We start from the raw sequence: 23918 nt of genomic DNA on the forward strand, positions 1-23918 counted from the left end.
GATCCCTGGCCCTGGACGCCCGGGGTGGCCGCCCGTCGCGGCACAGGTGGCGGCCACGGCCTCCTGAGCCGCCCCGTGGCCCCTTCGTGCGGTCAGGCTCCGCACATCTCCTTGAACCACCAACTTCCCTTGACACGTGTGGAGTTGATCCATCCAGTGCCGACGCACACGTGCCGGTGTTCGCACAAGCTCCCGGAGCGCGCCATGCCGGGGCTGCTCTCAGCCGCAGCCGCGCCAAACGGTTGTTCCCCTCCTGGGAACGCCGGTACAGATGTGCGCGACCAGTCGGTACAAGGAGGGGAAAATCATGAAGAAGACCATGGGGAAGGCAGTTGGGGTCGTCCTGGGGCTCGCGCTGGCGGGCACCCTGGGAGCCACGGGGGTGGCCGAGGCCCAGACTCAGCCGGTCCCGGCTCCGGCCGCGGCCCCTGCCGTCAGCCAGGCGGGCGCGGCCGGTTCGACCGTCGAGGCGCCGGCCTCGGTCGTCGCGGAGCTCAAGGCCGCGACGACCAGAGCACGCGCCTCACTCGCGCCGAACGCCCGGGTGATCTGTTACGCCGCTCATGTTCAGGACATCGGCTGGCAGTCGGCGGTCTGTGACGGCAGCGTGGCGGGGACGACCGGGCAGAGCCGCCGGATGGAGGCCCTGGCGATCTCGACCAGCGGTGTCGGCGGTGTGTGCGCCGATGCCCACCTGGCCAACATCGGCTGGCAGGGCTGGGCCTGCGGCCGCGACGGCGACGTGGTGACGGTCGGCACCACCGGGCAGTCGCGGCGGATGGAAGCGCTGGGCGTCCAGGTCGGCACGGGCAGCGTGGGGGCGCAGGCACACGTGGAGGGGTACGGCTGGCTGGGCTCGGTCACCGGCAACCCGGTCTACGTGGGGACCACGGGACAGTCACGACGCATGGAGGCGGTACGCATCTGGGTGTGACGGACGGCAAATCGCCGCCGGTGCCTGACGCCTGAAGGGGGGGGTGCCCGTCGACGGACGGGCACCCCCCCTGTCGCCGTCGTCACGGCCCCCGAACCCACCGGGCCGACGCGGACCCCCATCACCACGCCTGGTCAAGAGGGGCTTGAGCCACAACGGCCATCGTGTGGTGAGATGCCACCCTCGCCACACGGGCCTCAAGTGGGGGAGAGTAGAGGGACGTTCACCTCGACCGTGCCGTCCGCGGCGAGGCCCACGACGCATCGCGTACGACAACGAGCGCCGCCAGGGGTGGCTGCCGGAAGGAGCTCCGCCGTGTCCCAGCCCTCCAGTGACCAGCCGCCGCGGGACGGCGCGGAAGGCGGACCGTCGCAGCCGCCCCCGGCCCAGCCGGGCTATGGCTTTCCCCCCACTCCCGGCTATGGGCCACCTCCTGGAGGCTCGTATCCGCAGGCGCAGGGGGGAGCCTTCGGGCCTCCCGGGCAGCCGACCGTGCCGCAGCATCCGGCGAGCGGGAGCCCGTTCAAAACCCCCGGGCCGCCGGACCGCGAGAAGAGACGCACCGTCATCGTCGCGATCTACGCCGCGACGGCCGTGCTGGTCGCCGCGGTGGTCACGGGCGCGCTGGTCCTGCGGCACGACAGGAACAGCGGCGACAGAGCGGACGCGAAGCCCAGTCCCTCCTCCCCCGCTCCCTCGGCCTCCCCTTCCGGCTCCTCCGGGCCGGGCGCGGTGAAGCCGATCATCGCGGGCTGGAAGGTGGTGGTGAACCCCGCTCACGGCACGGCCTTCGACGTCCCGCCGGAGTGGGAGGTGGAGGCGCCCACCGTCTTCAGCGGCTACTCGGAGCGAGGAAACCCGGACAAGGCTCTCATCGGACACACGGCCCCCGCCTTCTACAAGTCCCAGTGGTGCCGCATCGACGCGGACGGCGACGGCAAGATCGACGACTTCGCGCTGGCCTCGACCGGCACCAAAGGAGCGGACGGCGCGAAGAGCACCGACGAGGTCGCCGAGAAGTCCGCACCGACCTGGGTGTACGCCGCCTACACACAACCGGACAAGACCGTCGTCAAGTGGGACAAGCCCGTGAAGTACACGACCAAGGCGGGCGTGGAGGGCAGTTACGTCAGGGCGCACTCCGAAGGCGCAAAGAAGCCCAACAAGTGCTCCGGCGACGGCCAGGCGATCGTGTTCGGCTTCAAGAACTCCAAGGGTGACTTCGTCGCCTGGGACTTCTACGGAAGGACGGGTGTGCCCGGCGCCATCGGCGACGACGTCATCATGCGGGTCCTCAGCACCGTCCGGCTGTCCGGAGCCCCCACCGAGCAGCCGCAGTCGTGACGTGATGGCGAGCGGGCCGCGACTGACGGCGAAGAACAGGCACGTAGCACCTCCGGAGGGAACACCGCTGTGACGCAGCCACCCGAACCCCAGCCACGCGGTGATCAGTCCGCGCACAAGCCGGTACCGGGCAACCCGTACGCCCAGCCGGACGGCGCATCGCCCGGCGCCGGTTACGGCTACCCGGGGCAGCCTCCGGCTTCCGGCGGCACCCCCTATCCGGTCCTGCCTCCCTATCCGGGCGGCTACGGCGGCGCGGGACAACCCCCTGCGGCACCCCCGCCGTCCCCGCCCGGCGACGGCCGGAGCCCCTTTCGAGGCCGCCGCGCCCTACTGCTCTCCGCGCTGATCGCGGTCCTGCTCCTGGTGGGAGGCGGCGTGTACGTATGGGCCGGGAAAACGGGCGGCGAGAAGCCGAGTGCGAAGAGCACGGCTTCCGGGCCCTCCTCCTCCCCCTCCGTCGACAAGGGCGACGGGAAGGGCCCCGGGGGCGGCAACGACGCGTACGACTTCAACGCCGACATGAAGCCGGGCGAGGCGCGCGTCTGGGTGCGCGAGAACGACACCCGACTGACCAAGGAAGGCGCGCTGCAATACGGGCCGTGGCGGGCCGGTGACGTCGTCGCCAAAGCGATGTACAAGGAAATCACCGGCTACGCCGTCGCCGACGGTGCGCAGAAGTGGAGCACCTCCTTCGAGACGCCGGTCTGCGGCGCGGCGCACCTCCCCTCCAGCAGCGGCAAGGCCGTCATCGCGACGCTGGAGAACAACACCAAGACCGCCCACTGCACCTACCTCCAGCAGATCGACCTCGCCACGGGCAAGGTCGGCTGGAAGGTGACGGTTCCGCAGGAGTCGTCGTACGACACCACCAATGAATTCACCATCGCCCTCTCCGGCGACACGGTCGTGGTCCACCACGGCGCCTACGCGAGCGGATTCTCGGTCACCGACGGCAGCAAGCGGTTCGGGTCGTGGAAGACCGCGGGCTGCAGCCCGTACGACATCGGCGGCGGCGCCAAATTGATCAGCGTGGGCCTGTGCACCGGCGACGACATCAACAAGATGCAGAGCCTGGTCGAGGAGCTCGACCCGGCGACAGGCAAGTCCAAGTGGAACTACAAGTACCAGCAGGGCTGGAACGTCACCGCGGTCCTCTCGTCGGACCCGGTGGTCGTGGCCGCCGACAACAGGGACAAGAAGACGTGGAACCTCACGGCGTTCGCCCCGGACGGCAAGGTCCGCTGGCAGGTGGAGCCGAACTTCAAGGTCATGAGCGGGTGCAACGGCCACGACAGCCAGGGCCTTGACGGGTGCACCGCCGCGGCGGCCGACTCCGGCACCCTGTATCTGGGAACCCAGGGCTCGGGCGGGGCCATCAGCAGCTACCCGGAGACCAATGAGGTCGTCGCGATCGACCTCGGCAACGGCAAGGAGAAGTGGCGCACCAAGGACCCCAAGGGCCGGGCCATGCGCCCCCAGGCCGTCGAGGGCGGAAAGCTCGTGGCGTACGTGCACCCGGGCAGGGTCCAGGACGCGGCCGCCGTGGTCGCCTTCGCTCCGACGGGCGGAGCCCCCCAGGTGGTGCTGCAGAGTCCGGAAGCGGCGATCGGCGGCGAACGCGCCTTCTACCTCAACCCGCACATGCTCTGGTCAGGCGGACGGTTCTTCATGCTCAGCGGCCGGGTGCAGAGCCCGTCCGACAAGGGCAAGGACCACGCGCTCCTCTCCTTCGGCAAGTGAACGGTGCTGCCGGGGCTCCTCCCGCCCCGGCGCACCAGCCCCCGCGCCCTCAACGGGAGTAAACAGCGAGGCCGTTGGGGACAGGGCGCTCCGCACCGTGGTCGAGGCGGTTGCGCACGACGATGCGGCCGGTGTGGTCCCGGGTGGCCAGAGTGGCCGACGCGCCCCCGTCCAGATAGGTCCCTTCGTCGCACCCGAGGGCAGCGAGGAGGTGGGCGAGTTCGCTCACGGTCAGGCCGCTGGAGGTTCCCTCCCTGCCGTCCGTGGACAGCAGCCGCATGATCCGTCCTCCCGCCGCGATCCCGACGGCTGAACGGGGCTCCGCGACCGCCTTGTCCAGCCCGGGCAGGGCTCTGCGGTGCTGGACGATGCGATGGGAGCCCAGCGCGGAGGCCAGCGGGACGCGACTGGTGGAGGAAAAGCGGTAGTCCAGCCGCACCGCCGTCCCCGGCGTGAGCGCGCGCAGGGCGTCCGCCCCGGCCTCGCGCCCCAGCAGGACGACGGTACCCGCGGGAATGCGCCCCGACCCGGGTGTCCGCGCGACCGAGCGGACGATGCCGTGCCGGAGGGTGACCTCGTAGGTGTTGGGGGTGCAGGGCGCGGCCCGGTTGCCGTCGGTGCCGCAGGCGGCGCGGGCACGGGAGGCCTCGCCCCAGCTCGGGGTGAAGACCCCGATCGAACCGACGGGCAGGGCGTACTGGTTGAGGCCGCGCAAGGGCAGCACGGAGTGTGCGGTGCGGATGTGGCCCTGAAGTGTCAGGCGCGCGGTGTGGCCGAGCCCATCGGTTCCGATGCCGACCACGTCCTGGGTGGAGCCCCCGACGGGCAGTGGCCAGCCGAACCGCTGCCCGTCGGGGACCGCGCCCTTCAACGGCCTCCCGGCCAGCACGGCGGGGCCGGAGGTCGCGCCGGTCGCCTGCACACCGGGATGCTGCGACTCCTCGATGTCGAAGAAGTCTCCGTTGATCGCCGCCACGGCACCCTGCTCCGCTGCCATCGCGGACACCTTCTGGCGCACGGCCACACCGCCCGGATACAACAGTCCGGCCCGCGTTCCGCGCCGGCCCAGATCCACCGTCACCACGTGCACCCGGGCGCTTCCATGGGACGTGCGTACGGTGAACGCCCGGTACCCGACCCCGGGGGCGACCACCTCCGAAAACTCCTGGACGCCCGCCCGGCCGCCCGCCGGGGCCGCGGCGGAGGCCGGTGTCCCCGACGGCACGAGAGTCGCGACGACGAACCCAAGCACTGCAACAGCACGCTTGAACCTCAGCACTCCGCCACCATGCCCCACGCCACGCCCTGCCCACTGCGGCACTTCCGGCCATCCACCGACAACGCCCCGAAAGGAGCCACCCCTTGAGGCTCCGGGCACTGCCCCGGCCGGGACCCCGCGGCCGCGCCTGCCCCGGACGGGGTGCGGCGGCCAACCGGCTGTTCGCCCGGCCCCGCTGTGGGCCGATCAGGTGGAGGCCGCCGGGTTCGGCGCAGTTGTCGCCGCGGTGGGGCAGACGTCGTACGGGTGTGGCGGATGGTCCGCGCGCACGGTGGGCGACGGGAGTTGCGTGTGGTGGATGTCGGCGGAATCGGTGGATGTGCGAGGGGCCGTGCTGCCGATTTCTGGTTCGTACTGGGGGCGGGACTGAAGGAACGGCCCCTGACGGGCCGCCTCGCGGAGGCGTTCTCCGCGGAGTTCGGCGACCGCTGCGCGGTGGTGTGCAGCGAGGATCTCCTCATGGCCGTACGCGGTGGCCGTCTCGCGCTGTGCGACCTGGACGGCCGTGAACTGGCCGCACCGAAGGTCGCGTACGCCCGGGTGTGGACGCCGACGGTGGGCACCGACCGTGAGATCACCCTGCTGCGGCACCTGGAGGCGATGGGAACCGCCTTGGTGAATCCGGTGGACGCGATGCTGGCGTGTCTGAACAAGTTCTGGCATCTGCAGCAGCTCGCGAGCGCGGGCCTGCCGGTGCCCGACACCTGGACGTACGCCGATGCTCCGCTGAACGGCGCGATCGGGGCCGGAGTCCCGCAGCCGTGTGTCGTGAAGGCCGTGCGCGGGCACCGCGGCGAGCAGGTGTTCCTGGCTCCCGACGCGGCGATGCTGCACGGCATCCAGGGAAGCCTCTGCCAGGACAGTCCGTTCCTGTTCCAGGAGTACCTGGAGTACTCGCACGGGCGCGACCTGCGGGTGATCGTGGTCGACGGCCGTGCGGTGGCGGCGCAGGTCCGCACGGCACAGGACGGGGAGTTCCGCTCCAACCTGGCGCTTGGCGGGACCGCCCGGGTGTGCACGGGCCGTTATCCGGAGGGCGAGGCCCTCGCCGTGCGGGCGGCGGAGGTCCTGGGGCTGGGCGTGGCGGGCGTCGATCTGCTGTTCACGCCGGGCGGCGGCTTCACCCTGTGCGAGGTCAACGCCAACGTCGGCTGGCGCACCGCCATGCCGACCGTCACCCCCGCGGTCGTGGCGGCCTGCCGGGCCCGCCTGCGTGCTGCTGCCCCGATCGCGGCCGCCGTCTGGTGAGCACCGACGCGTCGTCGGCCAGGAGATGGCCCCTGCTTGCGCGGACCCGCCCGTCGCGCCGCTGGCCCCTGCTCAAAAGCCCCAACTTCCGCCTCTTCGCCCTCGGCCAGACGGCCTCCAACACCGGCACCTGGATACAGAAGGTGGCCCAGGACTGGCTGGCGCTGGAGTTGTCGCACGGTGACGCCACCGTGCTCGGCATCACCACCGCCCTGCAGTTCCTGCCCCTGTTGCTCCTGGGCCCGTACGGCGGCGTCCTGGTGGACCGGTATTCCAGACGGTGGACCTTGATGGCGACCCAGGCCGTGATGGCCGTGGTCGCGCTGGTTCCGGCGGTGCTCGTGGTGACGGGCACCATCGGTCTCGGAGCGCTGTACGGCCTGGCGCTGGCATTCGGGCTGACGATGGTCGTGGAGAAGCCCGCCCTTCAGGCCTTCATCGCCGAGTCCGTCGCGCCCGGCCAACTGGTCAGTGCCCTGGCCTTCAACAGCGCGGTCCTCAATCTGGCGCGCATGGCCGGTCCCACGCTGGCGGGGCCCCTCATCGTGGTGTTCGGTCCCACGCCCGCCTTCATGGCCAACGCCGCGTCGTACCTCGCGGTGATCGTATGCCTGCTGCTCATAGATCCCGGCTCCCTGAATCCGGCCCCGCCCGCGGCGCGCGCGGCCGGCCAGGTGCGGGCGGGACTGCGGTATGTGAACGAGCACCCCGACCTCGCGCGGACCCTCGTGCTGGTCGCGATCGTCGCCGCGTTCGGTATGAACTTCCAGATCACGACGGCTCTGATGACCACCCAGGTGTACCGGGCCCCGGCCGCCGCGTTCGGCATCGGCAACGCGGCACTCGCCGCCGGGTCCGTGATCGGTTCCCTGCTCGCCGTGCGCTGTCAGCGGCCCAGCGGCGACCAGATGACGGCAGCGGCCACCGTCTTCGGCGTCCTGGAGGCAGTCAGCAGCCTGATGCCCAGTCACCTCGCCTTCCTGCTGATGCTGGTTCCGACGGGCACCGCGCTGCTCGTGTTCCTCACCGTCGCCAAGGCCCGCCTCCAGCTCGGGGTCGGCGACGGCATGCGAGGGCGGGTGATGAGCCTCTACATGCTGGCCTCCCTCGGCACCACGCCGCTGGTCGCCCCGTGCATCGGCCTGCTCGTCCACACCGCGGGTCCTCAGGCCGCTCTGGTGCTCGGCGGAACGGTGTCGGCCGCCGCGGCCGTCACCGTCAGCCTGCTGCACCGGCGGCCGTCCGCCCTCTCGACCGGCCGCACCACCGTCACCGCCCCCGGGCACTGACTCAGCCGGGGCGGGCAGGACGCGGCCGCAGCCCCGGCTTCACCAGCCACGCACCACTCCAACGCCTTCGAGAGGGCACACCGCGCCCCGTCAGGTACTGACGGCCTGCCACGAGTCACGGAGCCACTTCGCGCAGTCCGGCGAGCGCAGGAGGTCCGAGTGGCCGCCCGGGAAGGTGCGTTGGGCGAAGGGGCCGGTGGTGACGTGGTGCCACTCGGCGATCGTGTCATCCGTGGTCAGGGGGTCCTCGGCGCCGCGGGCGGCCAGGACCGGGCAGTGCAGGGCAGCCACCTCGGCGGGATCGAACTCGCCGAGCAGGGCCAGGTCCTGCGCCGTCGTCTCCGCGACGAGGTCGCGCCACTCCTCCGAGGGCGCCTCGGCGAGCATGCCGGGATCGACCCGGGTGAGATACGCGGCCGCCTCCGCCGGGCTGCCCGCCGCTCCGTCCGGCAGCTCAAGCCGACCGGGGGCGGCGGCACCGGCGACCACCAGCGATGCGACGTCCACCCCGGCCTCCCACAGGCGCGCCGCGGTGGCGCACGCCACGTAGGCGCCGTAACTGTGCCCGAACAGCAGCGGCGGTTCGGCGGCGCGCTGGACGATCTGGTCGGCGCAGGCTCCGACCACCGCGTCGAACGAGGCGGCGGGCACGCCGAAGCCCCGGCCGTGCCGCCCCGGATAGCCCACCAGCCAGGACGTTGGTCCCAGCGCCTGGGTGAGCGGCCGGAACTCGCCGCCGAAGGAGCCCGCTCCGGGAAAGAACACGCTGTCGGTCATGACGTCCTCCCTGACTTTGTCGGCGTCCCAACTGGCCCGTGCGGCACGCGAGATGTGAGGGCGGCTCACCTCGTGGGTTCGTCCGTCCGCACACGTTCGCGCTCCGGCGCCGCCGTCGACCGCCGTCGAGCCAGGACCGCGGTCACCGCCAGGACGACGGCGAACAGGGCCCAGCACGTCCACATGGGCGGCCCCGCGAGCACGGTGACCGCGACCACGGTGACCGCGCACAGCGCCGCGACGGCGCGGGGCGGCCCCTGCCCGGCCAGCTTCGTGTACGAGGCCGCGCCCAGGCCGTACAGCACGAAGTAGATCCCGCCGGACAGGACGAAGAGCAGCTGGAACGACATGACGCCGGTCGAGCCGAGCACCGCGATCAGCGTCAGGACACCGCCGGCCGCCAGTACGGCCGTGACCGGGTTGCCGTCCCTTTCCCGCACGCGGGCCAGCGGCGCGGGAAGATAGCCACTGCGTGCCATGCCGAACACCAGCCGGGACAGGGCCAGGACGGAGGCGCACACGTTCGCGGTGATGGCGGCGACGACCAGGGCCAGCGTGACCGGCCGGCCGAGGTCGCCGAGCGAACGCTCCGCGAGCCTCAGCAGGGGAGCCTGGTCCAGTGCCCCGTCGCCGGGGTCCACCGCGCTGAACAGGCCGAGCAGCACGAGCCCGTACAGGGCGACCACGATCGCGTACGAGGCCGCGAAGATGCGTGGGATGGCGTCCGGGCGCTTGTGCTCCTCGAAGGTGAAGGCCACGGTCTCCCAGCCGGTGAAGGCGACGTAGACGGCGGTGAGCACGCTGCCCAGTTCGCCCAGCGGGGGCACCGCGGTGCTCGGTGCCCGCACGCCGTGGACGCCGAGGGCGAGCAGCGCGGTGCAGGTGACCAGGATGAACAGGGCCAGCACCAGGCCCACTTGGACCTTGCCCGAGATGTTCGTGCCCAGGCAGCCGATCAGGGTTGCGGCCGCGAGCACGGCGACCGGGAACACCCAGGCCAGGCTCGGGATGCCGGAGAACTCCGCCACATAGCGCCCGCCGGTGATGGCGGTCGCCGGGATGCCTGCGACCAGGGCGAGTGTGGCCAGCAGCCCGGCGGAGCGCCCCGCGGGCCGCCCGAAGGCGACCTCGGAGTAGTGGGCGACTCCGGACGCGGAGGGGTAGCGCCGACCGAGCCAGGCGTAGCAGTACAGCAGCGGGATGACCGACACCGCCGCGACGGCCCAGGGCATCCAGGCCGAGCGGTCCAGCTGGTGGTAGCTGGTGCCGGGCAGGATCATCATGCCGCTGCCCAGGATCGTGGAGAGCGCCAGGAACGTGCCGACGGCGCCGCCCAGTGACTTCTGCAGTCCGCTCACGCCTGGCCCTCCTCTGACGGGGTGGTGGTGGCCAGGAGATCGTCGAGGGCGCGCTCCAGCACCGCGGCCCCGGCGCTGTCCAGGCTGTGCCCGCCGGGCGCGAGGGTCAGGTGGAGATCGCCGCTCACACGGTCGCGCCAGGCGGCGCAGCGTTCGGGCGGGATGAACCGGTCGTCGCGCCCGGACAGCACGTGGAGCCGCTCGGGACGGGGGTCGTGGGAGGCGATCCACTCGGCGAGACGGTCGGCCACGACCGCGTCCGCGCGCAGTCCGTGGGCGATCTCCGCCAGCATGTCCTCGTCGTCGAGTAACTCCTGCGGGAAGCCGTCGTGGGCGAGAACCTGTGCGATCTCGCGGTCTTGAAGCTGTGACATCGTCGGTATGCGTCCTGATGAGTCGGGGCACGGGGTGTTGATGACCAGTACCCCGCTCGGCGGTCCGATGCGCGCGCCGGGGCCGGAGTGCAGGCAGACGGCGGACAGGCCGCCCATGGAGTGCCCGGCCAGGACGACCCGGCCTCCCGGCGTCCCGTCCGCTGCCCGCCGGATCTCCGTCACCGTACGGGCCCGCCAGCGGCCGGAGTCGAAGTCGTCCACGGAGTCGGCGTTCGACAGGGCCAGCGGCGTCAGGCCGCGGCGGACGGCGGCGTCCCTCAGCAGCGCGAGGGTCGCGCCGCCTCCGCCCGCGGCCGGGAAGCAGACGAGGACGCCCGCCCCGGGGTGCTCGCTCACGTGCCGGCGTCCTTCGCGTCGACCACCTCCACCTGCAGCTCGGTCAGCCCGAGCATGAAGTTGGAGCGCAGGCGGCGGGGCGGGGCGAGGACCGCGAACGCCTTGTCCCACGCGGCCAGTTCCTCGATGAACGTCTGGATCTCCAGACTGGCCACGGGGGCGCCCACGCAGCGGTGGACGCCCGCCCCGAAGGCGATCTGCTTGTTCTCCGCCCGGTCGATCACGAAGGAGTCGGGGCGCTCGAAGACCTCCGCGTCGCGGTTGGCCGACATGTTCCACAGGGTGACGAAGCTGTTGGCCGGGATGAGCTGTCCGCCGATCTCGACGTCCTCCACCGTCAGGCGCTGCACATAGCTGTTGGTCGAGGTCCAGCGCAGGAACTCCTGGGTGGCCACCTCGCAGCCCACGTCGCCGTCGGCCACCTTCCGCCACTGGTCGCGCTCCTGGTCGATGGTGTGGACGGTCAGGCTCGCGGTGTGCGGGGTGGTCTCGTTCCCGCCGACGGCGACGTTCAGGCCGTTGAGCACGGCGACGTCCCGGGGCATGGTGCCGTCCGCGACACACTGCGCGAGGAAACCGATCATGTCGTCGGCCGAGCCCGCCGCCAACCGCTGCCCGATCAGCTCGTCGATGAACTCCAGAACGTCGAGCTGCGCGTCGACGAGCGCGTCGAGGGGACGGGTCCCGGCGTATGCCTCGTCGCGGTAGCCGATCATCGTGCGGGTCGCCTCAAGGAGCCCCCCGGCGTCCTGGGGGCCGATGCCGAAGAGCACCTCCAGTACGCCCTTGGGCAGTTCCGGCGCGATCACCGTGCTGAAGTCGAGCCGGTCGCCCACCGAAAGCCCGCCGAGGGCCTCGCGGATGTTGCGGCGCACCGTGCGGCCGACGCGCTCGAGCATGTCCCGGCTGAACCCGCTGGTCTTGATCGGTTTGCGGATCGCGGTGTGGGCCGGCTGGTCGGAGACGATGAGCATGCGGCCGGAGGCGGAGTCCTTCTGCGGGAGGTAGGAGCCGTCGACCATGGTGCCGTACGAGGAGCTGAGCCGGCGGTGGTCCACGTAGGCCGCGTACACGTCGGCGTGCCGGGTCAGCGCGTAGAACTCGTAGCCGTCGGCCCTGCGGTGGACCGAGACCGGATCGTTCTTGCGCAGCTCGGCCAGGTACGCCCACGGGTCGTCGTCGGCGAAGAACTCGGGCGAGTACAGCGGGCTGTCCTCAACGACCAGCATGCTCGGCTCCGATCAGTTCGGCGATGCGTGCCGGGGTCCTGCCCTCGAAGAAGACGTGGCCCGGCACCCGGACCCCGGTCCGCTCCTTCAGCAGGGCGCGGCAGTGCAGCACGGCCAGGGAGTCGACTCCGGCGGTGAAGATGTCGGCGTCGGCCGCGATGTCGCGGTCGAGCACCTCGCGCAGGCAGTCGGTGATGGCGGTCGGTGATATGTCGGTCATGATTCCTCGGCCTTGTCTGTCAGTCGGTATCGGTCCATGAGGGTGGGGAAGTCGACCTTGCCGCCGGCCTTGACCGGGTAACGGCCCACCAGGCGCACCCCGATCGCGGGAGAGAAGTCCTGCACCACCGACTCGATCCGGTCGCGGGTGCGGGGGTCCGACAGCGTGGCGGGGTCGGTCTTGACGAAGGCCACGGTGTGCCCCTCGTCCTGGGCGACCCTGCAGTCGAGTACCCGGGGCAGGGTGGCCACCCGCTGTTCCAGCGCGGCGGTGTCGACGCGCATGCCGTTCACCTTGACCTCGCCGTCCAGCCGCCCGGCGAAGACGAGATCGCCGTGGTCGTCCGTGCGCACCAGGTCCCCGGTGCGGTACGAGGGCTCCTCGGCCGCGGGGTGGAACCGGTGGGACAGCGTGCCGTCGTCGAGGTAGCCCAGGCAGACGAGCGGGCCGTGCACGACCAGCTCCTGGGCGTCTTCCGGGCCGTCCGCCGTCGCGCGCAGCGTCTGACGGCACCCGTCGAGGGGACGGCCGATGGGGATGGTGGGTGCCGCGAAGTCCTCGGGCAACCGGTAGTGGTGGGTGGCGAAGGTCGCTTCGGTCGGCCCGTACAGGTTGACGAAGCGCCCCCGCAGTCCTGCCCGCCGGGCCTGCTGGTAGGTCGACCTGCGGAACTGCTCGCCGCCGCTGAACAGCCACGGGATGGCGGCGACGCAGTCGGGGGCGACGTCGACGACGGTCGTGATGACGGCGGCCGGCAGCAGGAGGCGGCCGATGCCGTAGGTCTCCACGAGGTCGGGCCACGCGAAGATGTCGTCGTTGATGTGCGGCAGCGCCACCACCCGTCCGCCCGCCGCCACCGTGTGCCAGGTGTCGAACCACCAGCCGTCGTAGGTGGGCGTGGCGAAGCTGCCCGCCGTGAGGCGGCCGGCCACGGGCACGTCCAGGTCCCGGCAGTCGAAGAGGGCGAGCAGATTGCCGCGGGTCACCGCGACCGCCTTGCGCCGGCCGGTGCTGCCGGAGGTGAAGTTGACGGCCACGACCTCCTCGGGGATGCGCTCCCGAGGCAGCTGTGGCCCCGGCGCCGGCTCGGAGTCGACGGACGGCAAGGCTCCGGCGCGGACCGTCAGGGTGAGGTCGGGCCGCACCCGGTCGAAGTCGCCCCCGGTGAGGGTGTAGTCGTCGGCCACGGCCACGCAACCGGCCCGCCAGCTGCCCAACTGCCCGGCGAAGCAGCCGAGTTTGTCGTTCGAGCGCACGCTCACCACACGGGCGGTGCCGTGGGCGCGGACGGCCTCCTCGATCCGCGAGGCCAGCTCTCCGACCTGCGCCCAGCTGTACTCGATGCCGTCCTCGACCCACAGCGTCGACGGCGAGGCCCACTGGTCGCCGTGGATCAGGTCGTGCCATGCGTCGGTCATGACGTCAGTCCCAACTCGTCGATCACGGCGCTGATGCTGATCAGGCTCAGCCGGACGTCCCACTTGTCGGGCGTGGGGTCGGCGCCGAGGGCGTCCAGGGCGTCCGGCCGGAACACGCCGCCGGCCGCGACGAGGTCACGCCATCGCGACAGCGTCCGGTCGTCCGCCGTCTCCGCCAGCCCGTACGCCGTGAAGCCCTGCTTGGCGCGGTCGAGCACGGTGCGCGGGACGATCCCGGCGTAGGCCTTCTTCAGGCACGCCTTGCCCTCGAAGTCCGCGACCTTCTGGTCGTCGGGGACGCGCAGGCCCAGGGCGACCACGGCGTTCCCGAGGAAGGGGTAGCGGCCCTCCACCGAGTTCGCCATCAGCATCATGTCGCCGTGGTCGCCGAGCAGATGGCCGCTCAGCTGCACGTACACGTCGGCGATCGAGCGCAGTTGCATCGGGGACAGCTCGGCGGCTTCCTGCTCGTCGAAGGGGATCAGCCGGTCGCGCCAGTACTCCTGGCCGGTCAGCGCCTCCCTCGCCCGCGGGGTCAGGCACATCTCCCGCCGGCGCAGCGTCCTGGCCCGGTCGACCTCCCAGGAGAAGTCCGCCCTGCCCCAGGCCTGTTCGTTCTCGCCGTGGCCGGTGACCGGTGTTCTGCGGGCGCCGTCGAACGCGTAGGAGTCGTAGCCGTAGAACAGCTCGTCGGCTCCCTCGCCCGAGATCACGCCCTTGAGTCCGGTGCGGCTGGCCTCGCGGGCCAGCATCAGGGCCGCCACGTTGTACGTCTCGCGCTGCGGATAGCAGCAGTGGCGCACCATCTCCTCGAACCGGTCGGTCACATGGGCCGGGGTGCAGCGGATCTGGTGGTGCTCGCTGCCCACGCTGTCGGCGACCTCGCGCTGGAACCGCCCCTCGTCCAGGGCGACGTCGTCGAAGAGCACGGAGAACGTGCGGGTGGCATCCTGCCGCAGGCGGGCTGCCTCCAGGACCAGGGCGGTCGAGTCGAATCCGCCGCTCAGATAGGCGCCGATCTCCACGTCCGCGCGCAGCCGGTCCGCCACCGAACCCTGGACCGCGTCGCGGATCTCCTGCGCTCCGACGGGGCGGTCCGCCGCCTCGAACTCGCCGTAACGCCAGTACCGTACGGTCTCCGGCGCACTGGTGCCGAAGCGGACCACGCATCCGGGCGGCACGGCGCGCACCCCCTCCACGAGGGTCCGGGGGGCGACGATGTTGCCGAGTGCCAGGTACTGGTCGACCGCGCCGATGTCGAGCCGCCAGGCGCGCGGCACGCTCCGCACGAGCGGCTTCAGCTCGGAGCAGAAGTGCACGTGGCCTCCGACGACCGCGTAGAACAGCGGGCAGATGCCGAAGCGGTCCCGGCCCAGGTAGAGGGTGTTCTCGGTCCGGTCGTGGATGGCGGTGGCGAACTGCCCGTCGACCCGTTCGAGTCCGGCGGGCCCGTAGCGGGCGAACAGCTCCGGCAGCACCGCAACGTCGACCCGGTTGTCGGGGCGTGCGCCGCCCAGCAGGGCGCGCAGCTCGGCGCCGTTGTAGATCTCGCCGTTGGTCATGGCCACGTACCGGCCGCTGGCGTCCTCGGCCGGCTGCCAGCCGTCCTTCAGCGCGGTCATCCCGAGCCGGCCGAGTTTCACGGAGAGGGTGGGCGTGTTGAGGGAGTAGGTCTCGTCCGGTCCGCGGTGGACCAGCCGGGTGTGCATCGCGGCGACGACGGCCCGGTCCAAGGTCTTGTCCGGGGCGTAGGTCCCGCACAGGCCACACATCGCGTCACACGCTCCGTTCCCGTAGCCGGTCGGCGAGATCGCGCAGGTTCTCCGCCCGCAGCACGTCGCGGACCCCGGCGTCGGTCCAGCCGAGCTTCTTCAGCCCGGTCACCAGGACGACGGCCGAGGCCGAATCGCCGCCCACGTCGAAGAAGTTGTCGTCCAGCCGCGCGTCCCGCACGCCGGTGAGGCCGCGCACCAGGCGCAGCACCTGCTCGTCCGGCGAGCCCGACGCGGCCTCGGCGGTCTGTGCGCGCCGGCTCGCCCGCAAGGCGTCCCGGTCGACCTTGCCGTTCACGGTGTGGGGGAAGGCGTCGACGCGTTCGAGCACCGAGGGGATCTTGTACGGGTCGAGGAAGCCCTCCAGATGCTGCCGTACGGCGCGGGGGTCCGGATCGCCCTGGTAGTAGCAGACCAGGGTGTCGAGGTCCGAGGGGTCGCCGTCGTCGTGCGCCTCGGCCACCACCACCGCGTCGCGCACGTCGGGGTGCCGGCACACCGCGGCCTCGATCTCCCCGGGATCGAGCCGGTAGCCGCGGACCTTCACCTGCCGGTCGAGGCGTTCCACGAAGTGGAGTTGCCCGTCGCGGAGTTCGACGAGGTCGCCGGTGGGGTAGGCGTTCGTGCCGTCCGGCCCGAGGAAGGGGCGTACGCCGTCTGCCGTGAGGTATCCCGCCGTGACGCTGGGGCCGGTGACGACGAGTTCGCCGCGCCGGGCCCCGGTGGCGCCGGTGGCCGGATCCCTGATCACGTATCCGCAGTCGCCGACCACATCCCCGAGGGGCACGCCGTCGCGGCAGTCGTCCGGGTCGAGCGCGTCGCTGAGCAGATTGCACACCGTGGTCTCGGTGAGGCCGTACGCGTTGTGGAAGCTCGCCACCTTCGACCAGGTGCGGATCACCGCCGGTCGGCAGGGGCCGCCTCCGTTGACGACGTGCTCCAGGCGCATCGCGTCGCTGGGTTCGGTCACCGTCAGGGCGAACGGGGTCGTCTTGAGGTGGGTGACGGCGAACCGTTCCAGGGTGTCGGCCAGAACGGCGCCGGGGGCCAGATGCGCCTCGTCCAGCACCACCAGGCAGCCGCCCGCGGTGAGCGTCCAGAGGATTTCGGTGACGCAGCCGTCGAAGGTCAGCCGCGCGAACTGGAGGGTCCTGCTGTCCGGGCCGACGCGGAGCCGGTCGACGTGGTCACGGATCACCGGGGCGAGCGGAGCCGTCCGGGCCAGGACGCACTTGGGCGTGCCGGTCGAACCGGAGGTGTGGATCGCGTACGCGATCTCGCCCTGCGCGAAGGGGAGTTGAGGGGGCGGTGCCGATGGGCCGTCGAGGGTGTGCCAGGCGGCCGGGACCGGGACGAACTCCGGCGAACCGTCCCCGTGCGCGTCCTGGGCCATCAGCCGCGCGCCCAGGAGACGTGTCTTGTCGGCGTTGGAGCGGTCACTGTCGCGCCGGTCGACGAAGACGAAGGGCCGTTCGGCCTTCAGGGCGCCGATCATGCCGATGACCGATGCGGTTCCCCTGCTGCCCTCAAGGGCGATGAACTCGCCCGGCGCGGTCGATTCCCGTAATCGGCGCGCGAATGCGTCGCTGCGTGCGCCGAACTCCTGGTAGGTCATGGTCGTGTCCGCGGTGCGCAGCGCGTCGTGGTCCGGGAATTCCCGGACGGCGCTATCTATCGCGTCGACCACGGATTCGCTTTCTTTCGGCATGTCACCCTCCTTCGCTGTGGACTGTGGGGCGCCGCATTTCCTGGGGGTGTGTCGCGTGCTGCCGGACCGGATGCGTCAGGGTGCCCACTCCCTCCACGACCGCCTGCACCGTGTCGCCGTCGCTGATCGGCGCGGCTCCGGGAGTTCCGGTGCAGATGACCGTGCCGGGTTCGAGGGTCCGTCCGGCGCTGAAGTACTCCACGAGACGGTCGAGCCCGAATTTCATGTCGGCCGGGGTGGCCTCGGCCACGGTCTCCCCATTGCGCACGGTCGCGATGCGGAGAGCGGCGAGGTCGTCGTCGCTGAATTCGTCCAGGGTCACCAGGACGGGGCCGACACTGCAGAACGTGTCGAATCCCTTGGCCCACGGAATGTGGCGCGGGTTCTCCCGGATGACGTCCTCGGCCGTCATGTCGAGGACCGCGGTGACGCCCGCGACCACCGAGCGCCACTGGGTGCGTTCGACGTTCTTGCAGGGCGTTTTGATGATCAGCCCCAGCTCCGCCTCCGCGGTGACGCGCCCGGACTGCCGCGGCAGTTCGATGGCGTCGCCGTTGCCGATGAGGCAGTTGGCGGGGCGCAGATAGGAGCCGGGTCCGGACCTGGGCTGCTCGGACTCCAGGTCCTCGGAATGGCGACGGTAGTTGAGTCCGGCGCCCCAGATGTCGGCTCCGGGGTCCAGGACCGTAGGCGCGCGGTCCAGCGCGGGACGCACGGGCGTGAGCCCCGCGGCCTCCCGTTCCACGGCGCCGCCCAGCTCCCGCAGGCGCGCCTCCCCCACCAGATCGCTGATCCGGGTGGCGCTCTCGTGGCCCTGGAGGTCCGACAGGGCGTACCACTGGCCCTGATGCCCCACGGCGATGCCGTCGCCGGCGGCGGACGGGTGGGACTTGGTGAATCTCATGCTGCTCTCCCAGGTCGGGTGGACCGGCACCGGGCCGGTCCGCGGATCAGGTCGCGATCTTGGTGGCGGCGGTGCGGAAGTCGTCCTTGCGCGGGCTGTGGTCGGCGATCTCGACCGCGGTCTCCATCAGCCGGGCCGGATCGGCCTGGTACTCCTCGGCCAGCTCCTCCACCAGCGGGAAGAACCCCGAGTGGATGCCGATCACCGCGCCGAGCACCTGCATGGTGCGGTCCTCGGGGATGGCGTCCATGTTGTCCCGGCAGTACGCGGCGAGCTTCGCCAGCTCCTCGTAGTCGAAGAGGTCGGACCCGAGCATCTTGACGACGCCTGCCAGCGACTCGATGGCCGCGTTGCCCGACCCGCGGCCGATGCCGTCGAGCGTGGCGTCCACGATGCTGGCTCCGGCCTGGAGGGCCGTGATGCTGTTGATGTTGGCCATGCCGAGGTTGTCGTGCCCGTGGAAGCCGACGACCGGGAAGAGCTGGCCCACCGCGCTCACGTAGGCCTGCACGTCGGCGGGGAGCATGGCGCCGTAGGAGTCGACGACGTAGACGCCCGCCACGTCGGGGGTCACCCCGTCGAGAAGCTGGACGAGCTCCCGGATGGGCGTCGCGCTCGACTTCATGAGGTTCAGGTAGACCTGCCCGCACAGCTCGGTGGCGCTCCGCAGGTAGTCGAGGTTCTCGGAGACCCGGTCCGGCTCCATGCCCACCCGGATGAAGGACATCCCGCGGTCGCTCAGCTCCGCGACGGTCTCCAGGCGGGTGAACTCGGGCTGGGCGAACATGCCCCAGGGCTTGTCGGGCAGGGTGGTCCGGGCTATCTCGGCCCACTGGTAGTGGTCGATGTTGCACGCCTTGATGCCCTTGCGTTCGGCCTCCAGGCCGATCCCGTGGCCCACTTCCACCTTGGCCACGGGAATGTCGTTCAAGCGGGTCAGCAGATTCGTCACGAACTGTTCGTCGAGCTGGAAGTCGACGGCGTAGGAACCGTCGCGCAGCGTGCAGTCGAGCAGGTCGATCGTCGGCGCTTCTTTGAGCCGATCGTCCAATAAGGACATGGAGTTGCTCCTCGTTGATGGCAGTAGGTATGACGCCCGGAAGTGGCATGGGACATCCGGGACTTGAACGAACGCTTCAGTGGGTTCAAGGAATACGGGGAGGGCGAGCGTCGCCCTGGTCCCCTGGCCTGAACATCAGGCATTCCCCACTGACCGCCCCCAGGTTCTGTCGGACCTGTCGCGCAATCGGTGTGGAGGCCGGCTCGGTCATCGGCCGACTCGTATGTAGAGGTACGCGTTCCCAGCCATAGGAGCCGTATACACCGCTACGTTCTTTGGCTGGATCGGACGCCGGTGGTCGGCGAGAAGCCTGCGCCCTTCTTGTGGAGGTACAGCGGAGGACCGACCTCCTCACGGGGCGTCCGGACTGGTGGTGGCTCCGCCACGGCACTGGCCACCGATCCGGCGGACGGCCCCGCCGCATCCACGATGTGGACAACTTCCGTCGCCAGGCGGTCAGTTCAGGTCGAGGTGCCGCCAGAGACCGGTCCCCTCTTGACGCATCTGCCGCTGGGATACTCACCATCCGTGCCGGTTCCGGAGCGGGTATCGGCCCTCCGCGCGGCCTGCCGAACCCCGCACCTCGCTGGTGAACGGCGGGAGGCTGCCCGGACCACCGCGATCCGAGGGGATCAGGCGCGCACGTGCAGGCCGAAGCCGCTGCGGCCGGGCGCCTCCCGTCCCTCGCGCAGGCGTGCGGCGGGCATCTCGTAGTCACCGCCGTTCTGGCTGCGGTACGGGACGGGGACGGTGTCTTCGAGGGTCAGCAGCCTCTTCTTCCACTCCTCGCTCGCGTCCGCGAAGACCTCGGGCGACATCCGGTCCGCGCGATACAGGACGAACGGAGGCAGCACCTCCAGACCCGGGTAGTAGAGGATGCCGTGCTGAATCGGGTACAGCAGGTCGTCGATGGGGCCGTTGATGCCGCGGTCGGAGTAGTGCGCCTGCGGGCCGCCGACGGTCACCGACACCATGGCGCGCTTGCCCTGGAGCGTCCCCTCACCGAAGCGGTCCCCGTACCGGGTGGCGCTGTGTTCACCCACGCCGTAGCCGAAGCCGTGGGTGAACACGCGATCCACCCAGCCCTTGAGGATCGCGGGCATCGTGTACCACCACAGCGGGAACTGGAGAATCACGGTGTCGGCCCACCGCAGCTTCTCCTGTTCGGCCCGGATGTCGGCGCTGAGCGCACCGCTCTCGTAGGCACGCCCGGAATCGTGGACCGTATGGAGCGGGTCCGAGGCGGCGGCGCCGAAGTCGTCGGCATCGACGGTCGCCTTCCAGCGCATCGCGTACAGGTCGCTGACCCGCACCTCGTGCCCCGCGTCCGTCAGCGTGTCCACCGCGATGTCGGTGAGCGCCCCGTTCAGGGACCGCCGCTCGGGGTGGGCGTGGACGATGAAGACCTTCATCTGTGCTCCTCAAATCGGTGTGGATGCGATCCTCGCCGGAACCGGCGGCGCCATTCAGGGGCGCCTCCTCCGTAGGTCCGGCCTTCCTGGTACTGCCAGGGCCACCCATCCGCGCGGCTCGCACGCGGATACTGGAGCAATGGACGATCTTGCTGACTTTCTGCGCACCCGGCGGTCCCGCGTCCTGCCCGAGACCGTCGGCATCCCGGCCGATGCGCGCCGCCGTGTGAGCGGGTTGCGGCGTGAGGAGGTCGCGCACCTGTTGGGAGTGAGCGTCGACTACTACGTACGCCTGGAACAGGGGCGGGCGCGCCAGCCTTCGGCCCAGGTCCTCGACGCCCTCGCGCGGACTCTCGGTCTGGACGAAGTGGAACGCGAGCATCTGCACCGGCTGGCCCACCGGCCCGCCCAGGCGGCGCGCCGTCCGTCCACGGCACGGCCGCGCCCCGAACTGCTGCGGGTCCTCGACCTCGTGGCCGACGCTCCCGCCTTCCTCATCGACCACCGGCTGACGGTGCTGGGCGCGAACCGGCTCGCGGACCTGCTGTACGGGCGTCGCGCCGAGGGGCTGAACCTCGCCCGGCACATCTTCCTGACCGAGGAGGGACACGCCCTGTTCGCCGACTGGGAGGCCTGCACCCTCGACACCGTCGGCCATCTGCGCCTGTCCGCGGGCCGCCACCCCGACGACCCCGAACTGGCCTCCCTGATCGGCGAGCTGGCCATGCGCAGCGAACGCTTCCGCCGCCTGTGGGCGCGTGCCGATGTCCGTACCCGCACGCACGGCACCAAGGTGTACAACCACGCTGCGGTCGGCCGCCTGGAACTGCATCAGGAGAACTTCGCTCTGCCGGGCACGACGGGCACGGAACTGATCGTGCAGTCCGCCGCCCCCGGCACCACCGCCCACGACAATCTGCGTCTGCTGGCCAGCCTGGGCGCCCCCGACGCGCCCTCCCCCACGAGCCCGCGCCACCAGCCGCGAAACACCGGTGACCCGGCGGCCACGAACCCGCCGTCCTGACACCGTGTTCGGTTTCCGCAGCCTAACGGAACGTCAAACTAGCTGAGAGGGACAGTGGTTGAGCCTCAAAGCAGATCCGTCAGCGCATCGGCCAGCGCGCTCACCGTCTGCGGTGAGTGGGGCGGCAGGAGCTGGATGACGGCCAGATCCAGGCCCTCGTCCGCCAGCGCCCGCAGGCGGCTTCTCAGGGCATCGGGGCGGCCGGCGCCGCCCGGGCGGTAGCCGGGGCCCAGCCGGACGTGGGCGGACAGCGTGATGTCCGCCGGGTCGCGCCCGAGCGCGCGGCAGTGCCCGAAGAGCACGTCGCGTTTGCGGGCGAACTCGGCCGGGTCGTCCTCGCCGAAGTTCCAGTGCTGCGCGTAGCGCGCGGCGGTGCGCAGGGTGCGGTGCTCACCTGCCCCGCCCACGCAGAGGGGTGGATGCGGGCGCTGGGGTCCCTTGGGTTCGTGGCGGGCGCGTGTCAGGCGGTAGTGGGTGCCGTTGAAGGAGAACGTCTCCTGGGACATGAGTCCGGTCAGCACCGCGCAGGTCTCCTCCAGCCGTTCACTGCGTTCCCGGGGTGCACCGAGCCGGATGCCGTGGGAGTCGGCTTCCTCGTGGTTCCAGCCGGCGCCCAGCCCGAGTTCCAGCCGCCCGCCGGAGACGATGTCCAGGGTCGTGGCCATCTTGGCGAGGACCGCGGGGTGCCGGAAGTGGGTGCCGGTCACCAGGATGCCGAGCCGCAGCCGGGCAGTGGCCTGCGCCAGGGCGGAGAGCGCCGTCCATCCCTCCAGGCACGGCCCCGAGGCGTCGCCGAGTACCGGCACCAGGTGGTCGTAGAGCCAGCCGGACTCGAAGACGTCAAGTGCGTCCGCCTGCCGCCACACGGCCAGCAGATCGGCCCACGTGGTGTGCTCCTGCGGTGTCTCGAAGGCGAAACGCATCGTTCGTCGTCCCTCCGGAATCCCGGGGATCGATGGCCGTCCACGCGAGGACGAACACGGTGATGCGCAAAGGCCCTGACCGTACTGGAAGTTCGCCAATTAGAGGGATTCTAAGGGAGACGCCCGGACCCTACCCTGGCTATGGAGAAGGAACCCCTGACCGCGGCCTGAACCTGCTTCCCTGATGCGGGCCTCCTGACGATCCTCAGCACCCCCCGGCGCGAGCGAGAACGCCGCTGAGGCCACCGGCACTTCGGCACCGGGCGGCTGTCGCGCCGAGTAGCTTTCCGCCAACTGCCCGACGCCCGTGGCCGGATGCATTCGGCCACCTACATATGAGGAATGCAATGCCGCATATTTCCCGAGAGCGGATCATCGGCCTTCCACGCACCGAGATCGCCGGGATCGACGCCGGTGGCACCAAGACACACATGCGGTTCCTGGATCCGGACACCGGAGAGATCAGGCACGTCCAGGCGCGGTCCGCCGACTACGACTCTCTGGAGCACCTCTTCTACGGATGCTTCGACATGGCGGGCTGTCTGCCGCGCTCCCTGGTCGCGGGCGTGGCCGGGCGGCCCGGGCGCGACGGTGACGTCAGGATCACCAACCACCCCCAGTGGCCGACCTTCCGGCGTCGCGCCTTCGCGGCGGACCTGGGCATGGAACTGGTCACCATCAACGACATGGTGGCCACGACGGCCGGGGTCGCCGACCTCGACGAGTCCGACTGGGTCGCCCTGACGCCGCAGGTCGCACCCCATCCCGGCCCCGCCCTGCTGGCCGTGTCGGTCGGCACCGGCGTCGGCAGCGCGTCGGTGGACAGGACGGGCCAGGCCCGCCCCGCCGAGTCGGGCCACGTGGCCTGGCAGCCGGTGACCGTCCTGGAGGAGGACTACCTCCGCTCGTTGCAGCGGCTCCGGCCGGGCATCCCGATCTCGGTCGAGCTGTCCATCGGCGGACTGCGCGGAATCGACCACATGTACGACTTCATGACCACGCGCAAGAAGCCGGGCCCCTACATCCAGGAGCACGTCGACCGCTTCCGGCGCGAACACCGGGGCATCGGACCAGTGATCACCGCGGCCGCCGTGGGCGGGGACGCCTGCTGCCGCGAGATCATGCGGCTGTTCGGCGCCGTCCTGGGGCAGTTCCTCCGCAACATCGTGCTGACCTGCATGAGCGAGGGAGGTTCCGTCTGGCTGACGAGCGGGGTCCTCCAAGCGCCCGGAGTCTGCGATCTGCTCATCTCGGACACCGCCTTCCTGGAGCGCTTCGTCGCGATGGGCGCGGAACACGCGGAGCTCATGCGGGAGATCCCCCTCTATGCGGTGACGGACCGTCAGGTGGCGGTGCGAGGCGCGTTCGCGCTCACCCGCCGGGCCGCGGAGCAGGAATCCGCCGCGCTCCACTAAAGCCGACAACACTCCTGCGAAGGAGTGACCGCTGAGCTAACATCCTTGGCACGCACGGCAAGTTCGCACGTCAACGTCGTCGCTTGCTAGGAGTCCACCGCCTATGTCCCGGGTCCTCCGACACCAAAGC

20 protein-coding genes are annotated in these 23918 nt (G+C 71.0%); 7 read left to right on the forward strand and 13 right to left on the reverse strand.

Going from position 1 to position 23918, the window contains the following annotated elements; genetic code table 11:
* Positions 1–307: 307 nt before the first annotated feature.
* From AC07F3_RS09740 to AC07F3_RS09750, 3 genes are all read left to right on the forward strand, one after another.
* The gene (locus AC07F3_RS09740) at positions 308–934 is read left to right on the forward strand and encodes a polysaccharide deacetylase (protein WP_479112220.1); all 627 of its coding nucleotides are present in this window, start codon (positions 308–310) and stop codon (positions 932–934) included.
* Between the two features lie 492 nt (positions 935–1426).
* A complete protein-coding gene (locus tag AC07F3_RS09745; RefSeq protein WP_479112222.1) occupies positions 1427–2278 on the forward strand; it encodes a DUF8017 domain-containing protein in 852 nt (283 codons plus the stop codon).
* 69 nt (positions 2279–2347) lie between these two features.
* Positions 2348–4021, forward strand: a complete 1674-nt coding sequence (locus tag AC07F3_RS09750; RefSeq protein ID WP_479112223.1) for an outer membrane protein assembly factor BamB family protein — start codon at positions 2348–2350, stop codon at positions 4019–4021.
* A 49-nt stretch (positions 4022–4070) separates the two neighbouring features.
* On the opposite strand, the gene AC07F3_RS09755 is transcribed toward AC07F3_RS09750, so the two are convergent.
* Positions 4071–5273 carry a phosphodiester glycosidase family protein gene (locus tag AC07F3_RS09755; RefSeq protein ID WP_479112225.1) on the reverse strand — a complete coding sequence of 401 codons (1203 nt, stop codon included), beginning with the start codon at positions 5271–5273 and terminating at the stop codon, positions 4071–4073.
* A gap of 318 nt (positions 5274–5591) precedes the next feature.
* On the opposite strand from AC07F3_RS09755, the gene AC07F3_RS09760 reads away from it, so the two are divergent.
* A complete protein-coding gene (locus AC07F3_RS09760) occupies positions 5592–6548 on the forward strand; it encodes a RimK family alpha-L-glutamate ligase (RefSeq protein WP_479112227.1) in 957 nt (318 codons plus the stop codon).
* Positions 6545–7837: an MFS transporter gene (locus AC07F3_RS09765; RefSeq protein ID WP_479112229.1), complete on the forward strand. Its 1293-nt coding sequence runs from the start codon at positions 6545–6547 to the stop codon at positions 7835–7837. Before AC07F3_RS09760 ends, AC07F3_RS09765 begins: the two co-directional genes overlap by 4 nt.
* Before the next feature lie 90 nt (positions 7838–7927).
* Here the strand turns inward: AC07F3_RS09765 and AC07F3_RS09770 are convergent, their stop codons facing one another.
* From AC07F3_RS09770 to AC07F3_RS09820, 11 genes are all read right to left on the reverse strand, one after another.
* Positions 7928–8614, reverse strand: a complete 687-nt coding sequence (locus AC07F3_RS09770) for a thioesterase II family protein (RefSeq protein ID WP_479112231.1) — start codon at positions 8612–8614, stop codon at positions 7928–7930.
* 65 nt (positions 8615–8679) lie between these two features.
* Positions 8680–9972, reverse strand: coding sequence for an APC family permease (locus AC07F3_RS09775; protein WP_479112233.1), 1293 nt, complete (start codon positions 9970–9972; stop codon positions 8680–8682).
* Positions 9969–10703 (reverse strand): thioesterase II family protein, encoded by a 735-nt coding sequence (locus tag AC07F3_RS09780; protein ID WP_479112235.1) that lies wholly within the window; start codon positions 10701–10703, stop codon positions 9969–9971. The genes AC07F3_RS09775 and AC07F3_RS09780 overlap by 4 nt, the downstream gene beginning before the upstream one ends.
* Positions 10700–11932 carry a cytochrome P450 gene (locus tag AC07F3_RS09785; RefSeq protein ID WP_479112237.1) on the reverse strand — a complete coding sequence of 411 codons (1233 nt, stop codon included), beginning with the start codon at positions 11930–11932 and terminating at the stop codon, positions 10700–10702. Before AC07F3_RS09785 ends, AC07F3_RS09780 begins: the two co-directional genes overlap by 4 nt.
* Positions 11919–12152, reverse strand: coding sequence for an acyl carrier protein (locus AC07F3_RS09790; RefSeq protein ID WP_114037478.1), 234 nt, complete (start codon positions 12150–12152; stop codon positions 11919–11921). The genes AC07F3_RS09785 and AC07F3_RS09790 overlap by 14 nt, the downstream gene beginning before the upstream one ends.
* Positions 12149–13570, reverse strand: a complete 1422-nt coding sequence (locus tag AC07F3_RS09795) for an AMP-binding protein (protein ID WP_479112239.1) — start codon at positions 13568–13570, stop codon at positions 12149–12151. Before AC07F3_RS09795 ends, AC07F3_RS09790 begins: the two co-directional genes overlap by 4 nt.
* Complete coding sequence (asnB, locus tag AC07F3_RS09800; RefSeq protein WP_479112241.1) at positions 13567–15342, reverse strand: asparagine synthase (glutamine-hydrolyzing); 1776 nt, start codon at positions 15340–15342, stop codon at positions 13567–13569. The genes AC07F3_RS09795 and asnB overlap by 4 nt, the downstream gene beginning before the upstream one ends.
* A 4-nt stretch (positions 15343–15346) precedes the next feature.
* Complete coding sequence (locus AC07F3_RS09805) at positions 15347–17050, reverse strand: non-ribosomal peptide synthetase (protein WP_479112243.1); 1704 nt, start codon at positions 17048–17050, stop codon at positions 15347–15349.
* A gap of 1 nt (position 17051) precedes the next feature.
* Complete coding sequence (locus AC07F3_RS09810) at positions 17052–17954, reverse strand: fumarylacetoacetate hydrolase family protein (RefSeq protein ID WP_479112244.1); 903 nt, start codon at positions 17952–17954, stop codon at positions 17052–17054.
* Between the two features lie 46 nt (positions 17955–18000).
* Positions 18001–19014: a beta/alpha barrel domain-containing protein gene (locus AC07F3_RS09815; protein ID WP_479112246.1), complete on the reverse strand. Its 1014-nt coding sequence runs from the start codon at positions 19012–19014 to the stop codon at positions 18001–18003.
* 632 nt (positions 19015–19646) lie between these two features.
* Positions 19647–20426, reverse strand: coding sequence for an NAD(P)H-dependent oxidoreductase (locus AC07F3_RS09820; protein ID WP_479112248.1), 780 nt, complete (start codon positions 20424–20426; stop codon positions 19647–19649).
* A gap of 139 nt (positions 20427–20565) precedes the next feature.
* Here AC07F3_RS09820 and AC07F3_RS09825 point away from each other — a divergent pair, with 139 nt between their 5' ends.
* Positions 20566–21450: a helix-turn-helix transcriptional regulator gene (locus AC07F3_RS09825; RefSeq protein WP_479112250.1), complete on the forward strand. Its 885-nt coding sequence runs from the start codon at positions 20566–20568 to the stop codon at positions 21448–21450.
* Between the two features lie 65 nt (positions 21451–21515).
* Here the strand turns inward: AC07F3_RS09825 and AC07F3_RS09830 are convergent, their stop codons facing one another.
* On the reverse strand, positions 21516–22373 hold the full coding sequence (locus AC07F3_RS09830; RefSeq protein ID WP_479112252.1) for a TIGR03560 family F420-dependent LLM class oxidoreductase: 858 nt from the start codon (positions 22371–22373) through the stop codon (positions 21516–21518).
* A gap of 347 nt (positions 22374–22720) precedes the next feature.
* Between AC07F3_RS09830 and AC07F3_RS09835 the strand changes: the two genes are divergently transcribed.
* Entirely contained in the window at positions 22721–23788 is a 1068-nt protein-coding gene (locus tag AC07F3_RS09835; RefSeq protein ID WP_479112254.1) for a glucokinase, read from the forward strand.
* Positions 23789–23918 lie beyond the last annotated feature (130 nt).

The organism is Streptomyces sp. NPDC045846, from assembly GCF_056431605.1.

Bases quoted from the DNA above. Each gene is read 5' to 3' on its own strand.
- AC07F3_RS09825 (WP_479112250.1), top strand. From the start codon at position 20,566: ATGGACGATCTTGCTGACTTTCTGCGCACCCGGCGGTCCCGCGTCCTG.
- AC07F3_RS09790 (WP_114037478.1), bottom strand. From the start codon at position 12,152: ATGACCGACATATCACCGACCGCCATCACCGACTGCCTGCGCGAGGTG.
- AC07F3_RS09835 (WP_479112254.1), top strand. From the start codon at position 22,721: ATGCCGCATATTTCCCGAGAGCGGATCATCGGCCTTCCACGCACCGAG.
- asnB (WP_479112241.1), bottom strand. From the start codon at position 15,342: ATGTGTGGCCTGTGCGGGACCTACGCCCCGGACAAGACCTTGGACCGG.
- AC07F3_RS09805 (WP_479112243.1), bottom strand. From the start codon at position 17,050: ATGCCGAAAGAAAGCGAATCCGTGGTCGACGCGATAGATAGCGCCGTC.
- AC07F3_RS09795 (WP_479112239.1), bottom strand. From the start codon at position 13,570: ATGACCGACGCATGGCACGACCTGATCCACGGCGACCAGTGGGCCTCG.
- AC07F3_RS09830 (WP_479112252.1), bottom strand. From the start codon at position 22,373: ATGCGTTTCGCCTTCGAGACACCGCAGGAGCACACCACGTGGGCCGAT.
- AC07F3_RS09820 (WP_479112248.1), bottom strand. From the start codon at position 20,426: ATGAAGGTCTTCATCGTCCACGCCCACCCCGAGCGGCGGTCCCTGAAC.
- AC07F3_RS09815 (WP_479112246.1), bottom strand. From the start codon at position 19,014: ATGTCCTTATTGGACGATCGGCTCAAAGAAGCGCCGACGATCGACCTG.
- AC07F3_RS09770 (WP_479112231.1), bottom strand. From the start codon at position 8,614: ATGACCGACAGCGTGTTCTTTCCCGGAGCGGGCTCCTTCGGCGGCGAG.
- AC07F3_RS09810 (WP_479112244.1), bottom strand. From the start codon at position 17,954: ATGAGATTCACCAAGTCCCACCCGTCCGCCGCCGGCGACGGCATCGCC.
- AC07F3_RS09740 (WP_479112220.1), top strand. From the start codon at position 308: ATGAAGAAGACCATGGGGAAGGCAGTTGGGGTCGTCCTGGGGCTCGCG.
- AC07F3_RS09785 (WP_479112237.1), bottom strand. From the start codon at position 11,932: ATGCTGGTCGTTGAGGACAGCCCGCTGTACTCGCCCGAGTTCTTCGCC.